Origin of the sequence: Bradyrhizobium sp., from assembly GCF_049586575.1 — a bacterium.
Taxonomy (GTDB): domain Bacteria; phylum Pseudomonadota; class Alphaproteobacteria; order Rhizobiales; family Xanthobacteraceae; genus Bradyrhizobium.
Window position 1 is genome coordinate 1 of the sequence record NZ_JBAVCF010000696.1, and the last position, 7,564, is coordinate 7,564.

Annotated in this window: 9 protein-coding genes; 4 read left to right on the top strand and 5 right to left on the bottom strand. The window is 61.4% G+C overall.

The genetic code is table 11. The features are described from left to right. Nucleotides 1–374: SH3 domain-containing protein (locus tag WB528_RS25420; RefSeq protein ID WP_423891893.1), on the top strand; the 374-nt coding region annotated here is incomplete at its 5' end. Between the two features lie 159 nt (nt 375–533). Further along, on the top strand, nt 534–713 hold the full coding sequence (locus WB528_RS25425; protein WP_423891895.1) for a hypothetical protein: 180 nt from the start codon (nt 534–536) through the stop codon (nt 711–713). A 169-nt stretch (nt 714–882) separates the two neighbouring features. Here WB528_RS25425 and WB528_RS25430 read toward each other — a convergent pair whose 3' ends face one another. Further along, complete coding sequence (locus WB528_RS25430) at nt 883–1,293, bottom strand: flagellar basal body rod protein FlgC (protein WP_423891897.1); 411 nt, start codon at nt 1,291–1,293, stop codon at nt 883–885. A 247-nt stretch (nt 1,294–1,540) separates the two neighbouring features. Then, a complete protein-coding gene (locus tag WB528_RS25435; protein ID WP_423891900.1) occupies nt 1,541–2,794 on the bottom strand; it encodes an adenylate/guanylate cyclase domain-containing protein in 1,254 nt (417 codons plus the stop codon). Between the two features lie 361 nt (nt 2,795–3,155). On the opposite strand from WB528_RS25435, the gene WB528_RS25440 reads away from it, so the two are divergent. Further along, nucleotides 3,156–3,737 (top strand): VOC family protein, encoded by a 582-nt coding sequence (locus WB528_RS25440; RefSeq protein ID WP_423891903.1) that lies wholly within the window; start codon nt 3,156–3,158, stop codon nt 3,735–3,737. A 40-nt stretch (nt 3,738–3,777) separates the two neighbouring features. Further along, nucleotides 3,778–4,461: a glutathione S-transferase family protein gene (locus WB528_RS25445; protein WP_423891905.1), complete on the top strand. Its 684-nt coding sequence runs from the start codon at nt 3,778–3,780 to the stop codon at nt 4,459–4,461. Nucleotides 4,462–4,503: 42 nt separating this feature from the next. On the opposite strand, the gene WB528_RS25450 is transcribed toward WB528_RS25445, so the two are convergent. From WB528_RS25450 to WB528_RS25460, 3 genes are all read right to left on the bottom strand, one after another. Continuing rightward, nucleotides 4,504–4,875: a cupin domain-containing protein gene (locus WB528_RS25450; RefSeq protein WP_423891907.1), complete on the bottom strand. Its 372-nt coding sequence runs from the start codon at nt 4,873–4,875 to the stop codon at nt 4,504–4,506. 12 nt (nt 4,876–4,887) lie between these two features. Continuing rightward, nucleotides 4,888–6,468, bottom strand: coding sequence for a L,D-transpeptidase (locus WB528_RS25455; RefSeq protein WP_423891909.1), 1,581 nt, complete (start codon nt 6,466–6,468; stop codon nt 4,888–4,890). 267 nt (nt 6,469–6,735) lie between these two features. Next, entirely contained in the window at nt 6,736–7,209 is a 474-nt protein-coding gene (locus WB528_RS25460) for a peptidoglycan-binding domain-containing protein (RefSeq protein WP_423891911.1), read from the bottom strand. Between the last annotated feature and the right edge of the window lie 355 nt (nt 7,210–7,564).

Genomic DNA, 7,564 nt, shown 5'->3' on the forward strand with positions numbered 1-7,564 from the left:
TCACCCTGCTGTCGGTGGTCGGCGCGACCGCCAAGCCGATCGCCACGTCAGCAGACACCAATTTGCGGAAATCGCCCGGCACCGACAGCGAGGTTTTGACGCTGATCCCGAAGGGCACGACCGTCGAGATCGGCAAATGCTCTGGCGGCTGGTGCGCGGCGTCGCTCGACGGCAAGGACGGCTACGTCATCGGCCGCAATGTCGGTATGGGTCCGCGGCCAGCTCCGCGCAGAGCACCCCAAGTGTACGACGAGGAAGTCGTTGATGGCCCGCCCAGACCGCCGGTGTATTACCGGCCCTACCCCTACTACTACCGCCCTTACCCATACGGCTACTACCGGCCCTGGGGTTGGGGGTGGGGATGGCGCTGGTAACAGCGCCGCGTGGCGTCCTCGCGCCTCCCGCGGTTCCCGTTCGCTATCTTTTTTGCCGCTGATGATTGCCTTTGATCGGACAAATTGGCGGCTTTAAAAATTCCGGTAGAGATCGCGACGCAAGCGACCGCCCAAATCCGGGAAGCGTGGGAGGAAATGATGGACAACGCCCAACAGTGTCGCGCCAAAGCGCTCCTCTGTCGCCAGCAGGCCTACCTGCACCCCGAGGAAAACTGGAAGTGGCTCGCCCAGGCCGAGCGGTGGGAGCATCTGGCTGAAACGCCGTTTATCCCTGGAAGCGAACCACTGAAGCCCGAGCCGAGAGACGCGGCAGCCTAATTCGTCCCTGCGCACGCAAGCAGGCACCCCACAACCACAGCCCTTGGTTGTTGCGTGAAAGCCGTCGAACGGCGCCTCTCAACACGACCGGCTCGGCGTATGGGTCCGGGCTCGCGCTTCGCTTGGCCGGGACGACGTAGTCATTGTCATCGAAAAGCCAAGCGTCGCTTTACGCCATGATGTCGAGCAGCGATCGGGTCATGCGATCGTTCGTCTTCAGCACGGTCGCGTTGGCCGCATAGCTATAGCTTGCGAGCAACTGGCCGACGAACTCGCCGGCGAGGTCGACATTGGGAGAAGCGACGAGGCCGTCCTGGTTGGCGAAGGACGCCTGCGGATCGAATACCGAGGTCGTGGACGGCGTAACAGTCGTGACGGAAGCCTGGACGCCGCCACCGGCGCTCGCGCTTTGGACGACTTCGAGCGGCGCATAGGCCTGTGGCGCCCCGGCCGGCACCGTGCCATCCGCGTTGGGCTGCGCGCCCGTGCTCTGGGCATTCGCAACGTTTGAGGCGGAAACCTGAAGGCGGAGGGACGCCGCGTTCAGGCCGGACAGGGCGATCGCCGAGATGCTGCTCATCAGGGACTCTTCGGTGAGATGATTGGCTTTTCAATCGGAGCATGATCTTTTCGGAAGACCGCTACGCAGTTTTCCGGATCATGCTCGTGCCATCACTTAACGCCCATGCCGATAAGCAAGCTTTGAGGTCAACCGCCGAATTCCTGCGGTGAAGATAACGAGTGGTTTACCATACGGTTTGCAGGCCACGCATTCGGCGCGTCCTTTGCGAGCAGAAGAAAGCTGAGCCCGGAGGAACTCGCAATCCTCAAGTCGCCTTCCTTGCCAGCACGTGCCAGACCTCCAGGTGATCGCCCCCCTTTACCTTGATTGGTCCCCTGGCCGCGCAGACGAATTCATCCTTGATCAATCCAAAGGTATGGCTTGTGATCTGGATGCACTGATTTTGCCCTTGCGATTCCATACGACTTGCGATGTTCACCGCATCGCCCCAGAGGTCATAGATAAATTTCTTGCGGCCGATGACGCCGGCGACCACCGGACCGGAATTGACTCCGATACGAAACGCGAGCTCGCGATCGCCGAATTTGCGTTCGGTTATCGCCGCCCGCATATCGAGGGCCAAATTCACGATCCTCGTGGCGTGATCGGGGCATGATCGCGGTACCCCGGCCGCAACCATGTAGCAGTCGCCAATCGTCTTGATCTTCTCAAGATCGTATTTCTCGACCAGATCGTCGAAGCATTGAAAGACTTCGTTGAGAAGGTCGACCAAACGCATCGGCGTCATGGTCGCGGCCATCGACGTGAATTCCACGACATCGGCAAAAAGGATGCTTGCATCCTCATATTGAGCCGCGATCGGTTGCTGGTTGGCTTTCAGCGCCTCCGAAATTTCCCTGGGCAGGATATTGAGCAGCAGCATCTCGGAACGTTCCTGAAAGAAGTTCCGCTGAAAGACGAAGTAGTAGAGGAGCGCGAAGGCTATGGCGATCACCGCTCCGATATTGAGCACGAAAAACCAGGTCACGAATGTTTCGGACAAGCCGGCGGGAACCAGATAGGGCTGCAGGAGAGCGCTCGCGATCAGAAGCGAGACGAACCCGACGATCCAGAACAGCGTTTGGCGCAACTCCTCGAGCAGCAGCGCGGCGAGCGGGCACAATGCAGCCCATATGATCACCACGCTTGAGTCCTTGAATCCGCCGAGGCTCAGCATCAACAGCCACGGAAGAATCAGGAATATCAGAAGCTGGATGAAGCGGTAGACAGCGAGATTTCTGGTCGACGCAAAGACCGCCGTATTGATCGGAGCGATGATCGTATACAGGCCCGGGATCGCGGCAGAGAGCCGTGCGCCGGCAGCGAAGTAGATGACGCTCCACAGAAACGTCAAAGGCAAGAGCCCGACCGAAAGCAATACGATAAGCCGCTTTTGCAGCGCGCGCTCGGTGCTGTCGGTTGGTGCGGCGCCAATACGGCCGGCTTGCGCAACAAGACGTTGGCCAACTGAAAAAATCCACGGCGCCCGCTCAGCACTCTGGGATGAATCCTGTGGCATCGTCAGAACTCTCGATCGAGCTCGTATCCTGTCGGCTCGATGTAATGACTATCCATGCACGCTCGGCAGCCCAACGTCTCTTTAAGCGCCCGACCGGCTGGCGTCGATTTGCCGCAACGGTGCCGCAGCGCACAAGTCCGTTCATGGGGCACCAAACGGACGTGCCGGCGCAGTCTCCGCAGGTTCATTGTTAAGGGATCGGCGCAGCCGGAATAATTACAAGTTCGAAAAGCGAACACTTCACAAACACTCATTTATTTTCGCAGCCAGCACTAGCTGATCCTGGATGTTGGCCAAGATATAGCTTGGCGGAAGCTCGCAACAATGTAGGCTCGTCCGTACCCAGTTCAGCGTGGACACGATGCAAAAGCTCCAAAGCCAGGGTGTACACCACATCACGCTCACCGGAGCCAACCGCCAAACATCCATTGATTTCTGGGAGGGCGTGCTCGGCATGCCCTTCGTGTTCGAGCAGCCAAATCTCGACAAGGCGTCTGAAAGCCATCTCTATTTCGATCCCGGCGATGGCAGGCTCATCACCGTTTTCACCGACGAGAGCCGCAAGCCCGACCCGCGCCGGACGCCGACGGAGCCCGGCTGCGTGCATCATATCGCCTTTTCGGTCTCGCACGCCACCTTCGCGCAGGCAGTAAAGCGTCTGGACGAACGCAGGATCTCCCATAGCGGCGTCAAGGACAGAGGCTTCATGGATTCGATCTATTTCACCGATCCAATGGGCCTCCTGATCGAGCTTGCCTGCTACCGGTTTGAACCTCCGCACGGCTTTACGCATGCGGACGTGCTGATGGAAGCTCACAAGATCCGTGTCTCTCGCGACGATGGCAACATTGCAGAGGTTCATCTCGCCGACGCCATCGAGGCGCTGGTGACGCGGCGCAACGCGTCGCTTTCCGCAGATAGATCGCCGAAGAATCCTTATTGAGAAAGCCGGATAATCCGGGGACGACAGAGGAGGGGAAACCATGAAACTGAATGTGCTGAAACCGAGCGTGAACAACATGGCGGCGCGCGTCTTTGTGCGTGCGGCCAATCTGGAATTCACGGAAGACGACGTCTGGGGCAAAACGCGTTCGCCGGAATTCCTGGCGAAGAATCCCGCGCACCTGACGCCGATGCTGGAGCTGAACGACTTGCCGAAGGGCGCCATTTGGGAAAGCTGCGCCATCATGCAGTATCTTTCCAACAAGCATGACATCACCAAGTTCTATCCGAAGTCTCCCGAGCAGCGCGCCACGATCGATAGCGCCATGTTCTATATCATCGGCACGCTCTATCCCTTGGTAGCGCGCAGCACCTATCCGGCGCTCGGCTTTCCGCAATACCCGGGCGAAGTCGGCGCCAGCGATGCCGATGCGGCGGCGAAGGAAGCCGCGCAGAAGTCGGCCGTCGCCGCGATCGCGGAGCCGCTCGACGTGTTTCACAAGTTCTACATGGACGGACAGCCTTTCATCGGCGGCGCCACTCCCTCGATCGCCGACATGAGGCTCGCGGCCACGCTCGAATTTCTTGCGGTGGTTGACTATCCGTTGCCTGCATGGGCCAAGACCTACATTGCCGATATGGAGAAATCATTGGGCAAGGCCTATGAGGAACCGGCAGCCGACGTGCGCGGCTATATCGGCTATGTGAAATCGCAGAAGAAGTAAGAGAGCCTGTGTCGTGATCGCCGGCCTGGTGTGGGCTGCCGATCACGGCTCCACGGTGTAGGAACGTCCGGGTTCGAGCACGTAGATGGTGAGAAAGCGGAGCGGACGTTCCGCGTCGCAATTGCGAAACAGCGTGTGCGGAATATCGGCTTGGTCCTGCAAGGTCTCGCCCGCCCGATACTGCCGCGGCTCGTCGCTGCCGTAGGCGGACTCGGCAACGCCTTCGACGATGTAGATCGCGCCGCCGACGGGATGCCGGTGAAGCGGAGCTACGCCGCCGGGTGGATAGGTCACCTCGACAACGACAAGCTCGCGATGGTCCCCAGGCAAGGGAAGACGTTCGAGAACCTTGCGCGTGACACCGGCGAACCCGGTCTGTGGGGCGCCGGGCTTGCCGCCGACAGGTTCACCCATCAATGCCTTCTCTCACTGCCACCCCCAACCCTGCTGCTGCACCGGACGGGCGTACTGGCCATCAGGATAGCGCAGGCCGCGCTGACGCATAGCGCCGGCATGCGGGTTAGCAGGTTGGACGTTGCTCGCCTGGGGATCCCAACTGCGCTGGAAAAACAAGCCGAACAGGCCGCCGTCGTCCCCGCTCGCAACGGGGACTTCGGTCGTCGGCTTGCGCGTGATAAAGCCGCCCTGGGGTTGGTTGCTCAGCACCGCGACGAACTCGGTGCGGTAGTTGGTTTCCTTGCTCAGGGGCTCGTCAGAGACGATGATCGAGGATCGCGGCACTGCAGTCGGTGCAATGCGATCGAGCACATCCTGCGGGATGGTGATGCGGTCGAGCGCGTCCTTGGCGTCGTCGCCGTTGTCGATCGTGACCACGCTCCAGCGCAGGCCGGTATCGTTGCGCGCCATCGCCGTAAAGATGTGCGTGCCGATCGGCCGGTCGGGATCGCGGATCGTGACGGGAACCTCAATGGTCGAATCGAACACCTCGCCGCCGTCCGCCCACGCCTTGTGGGTGTTGCGACGCACGTAAAGCATCCGCGTCGCGCGGCTGATGTAGACCGATACCGGTTCCAGCGCGAGCTTTGCCGCAAGCGCCAACTTGGCGGTGTCGGCCTTCCGGGTCGCGGCCGCCTTGGCGGCGTCCTTTGCGGCAGCTGCGGCCTCCAGCTTCGATTTTGCGTCCGCTTTGGCGGTGTCGAACTGCGTCTGCGCTTCCTCAGCTTTGGGGGCAATCTTCTGCTTCAGCTCCTCGGCCTTCGTCTTGGCCTGGTCCGTCCTGGCGGCGGCGAGCGCCCTGTCGGCGTAGGCGAGCTCGGCGGCGGTGCGGGCCTTGAGCTGTTCCAGCTTGCGCAGCGATCCGTTCAGCGATGTGGCCTCGTGCGCCGCGGTTGAGGCTACTCTCTTCGCCTCGTCGGCCGCTTGGGCGGCGTCTTCGGCCTCGCGGGCGGCGGTGTCGGCGCGCGCGGGAGCAGCCGCGACGGCTTGCGCCTTCGGCACGAACAACGCCGGGTGGGTAAACTCGACCGGGGCCGCGTCGATCGGCGAAATGATAACGCGCATTCCGATCCACGTCCGGTCGAACAGCCTTTCCGCAAAGTCATAGGGCATCCGCACGCAACCGTGCGAGGCGGCATAGCCGGGCAGCGGCCCGCCATGTAGCGCGATGCCGTTCCAGGTGATGCGCTGCATGTTCGGCATCCAGGCATCGTCATACATGGTCGAGTGGTGGTCCTTGTCCTTCTCGACGACGGCGAAGACGCCGGCCGGCGTCTCGCGTCCAGTGGTGCCGGTCGAAACCGGCGCGCGCAGGATCCAGCCGTCCGCGTCGTAGAAAGTGACCTGCTGGGACTTGATCGACACGATTGCCATGATCGGTTCGCCCGCCTCGCGCGGCGCGGTCGCCTCGACGGCTTGGCGCGCCGGTCTGGCCGCGGTGCCGACGGTCAACGCCGTCAGCGCGGCCACCGCCGCGAGGGTCACAACGGCGGGAGAACCCCAACGGCGCGGCGCGCCGGAGGGTTGCGCCGTCGTTAATCGATTTGTCATGCCATGCCCCGGTTGAAATACCTGTCTGATCAAGCGTCAGATTGCGGCTTTTTGACTAACTGGCCGTCGCCACCATCCACGCCGTCAATTCGCGAGACTATTGGCACGTTCCGTTGGCAAATCTCTCATATACGACCGCCCGCCGAGGCGGAAGGGTGGCGCACCAAATTGACACTTGAGTGACTTGGCTGAGTGACTTGGCTGAGTGACTTGGCGCGATTTCCCGGTTGACTCCGTCATGAACGACAAAGCCGGCTGACGCGATGTCTACCGGCCGAGCAGGCCGCCTATAGCACCGCCGATCGCACCAATTGGACCGCCAATACCTCGGGCATGGCGAGTACGGCCCCCGCCTCGATGATGGTCCTGATGATCGGATTTCCCGGCCTCGATCGCGGCGCTGCTTTCGTCCAGCAGCGCGGTATGCTGCGCGGTGTTGAGAAATCCGGTCTTTGGATAACCGTGCTCGTCCTGCCAGCGCGTGATAGCGGCGCGGGTCGACTTGTCGAACTTTCCGTTGACCCTTGTGTTGAAACCAAGCCTGGCCAGCCCCCGTTGCACTTCGCGGCGCGTCGCCCTTGTCAGACCCAGTTGATCCTCGGTTTGCTGACTTGCTTGGTCGGAAAGGCTCGCGGGATCGACGGATGCCACCTCCCGGGGGGTGGTGCTCAGACCGGCTCTGGCAGGGCTGGCGCTGGCGACGATTGCCAGGACTGACAATCCGAAGATCAAAGCGCGCATTGCCCCTCGCTCCCGATCCGAAGCCGTTTCAGTATTAAAACAAAGATACACGTCGCTAGGCAACTGACAACCATATCGTTGGTTCCGTGATGTTACGTCGGCCGTTGCGCCGCGTCACCCGGCCTTGGGAATTCCCTTGACTGACGTCAAGGCGCGACAGGTGATTTGCCCGTCGTGCCATCGTGTCGCAGGCATTTTTGCTTGTGACGTCGGGCAAATCACCGTTAGAAGCCCGGCCGTCCCGTGCCCATCGAGAGGGGCGCTTCGCGATCGTCACGAAACGTTGGCGCGGGGTGCGATGGACGCTTGCTTGCGCAAGACGAGCGCAAGTGCAAGCGGACGGCGAAGTCGTGTG

Bases quoted from the DNA above. Each gene is read 5' to 3' on its own strand.
- WB528_RS25450 (WP_423891907.1), bottom strand. From the start codon at position 4,875: ATGGGTGAACCTGTCGGCGGCAAGCCCGGCGCCCCACAGACCGGGTTC.
- WB528_RS25455 (WP_423891909.1), bottom strand. From the start codon at position 6,468: ATGACAAATCGATTAACGACGGCGCAACCCTCCGGCGCGCCGCGCCGT.
- WB528_RS25430 (WP_423891897.1), bottom strand. From the start codon at position 1,293: ATGAGCAGCATCTCGGCGATCGCCCTGTCCGGCCTGAACGCGGCGTCC.
- WB528_RS25460 (WP_423891911.1), bottom strand. From the start codon at position 7,209: ATGCGCGCTTTGATCTTCGGATTGTCAGTCCTGGCAATCGTCGCCAGC.
- WB528_RS25435 (WP_423891900.1), bottom strand. From the start codon at position 2,794: ATGCCACAGGATTCATCCCAGAGTGCTGAGCGGGCGCCGTGGATTTTT.
- WB528_RS25440 (WP_423891903.1), top strand. From the start codon at position 3,156: ATGCAAAAGCTCCAAAGCCAGGGTGTACACCACATCACGCTCACCGGA.
- WB528_RS25425 (WP_423891895.1), top strand. From the start codon at position 534: ATGGACAACGCCCAACAGTGTCGCGCCAAAGCGCTCCTCTGTCGCCAG.
- WB528_RS25445 (WP_423891905.1), top strand. From the start codon at position 3,778: ATGAAACTGAATGTGCTGAAACCGAGCGTGAACAACATGGCGGCGCGC.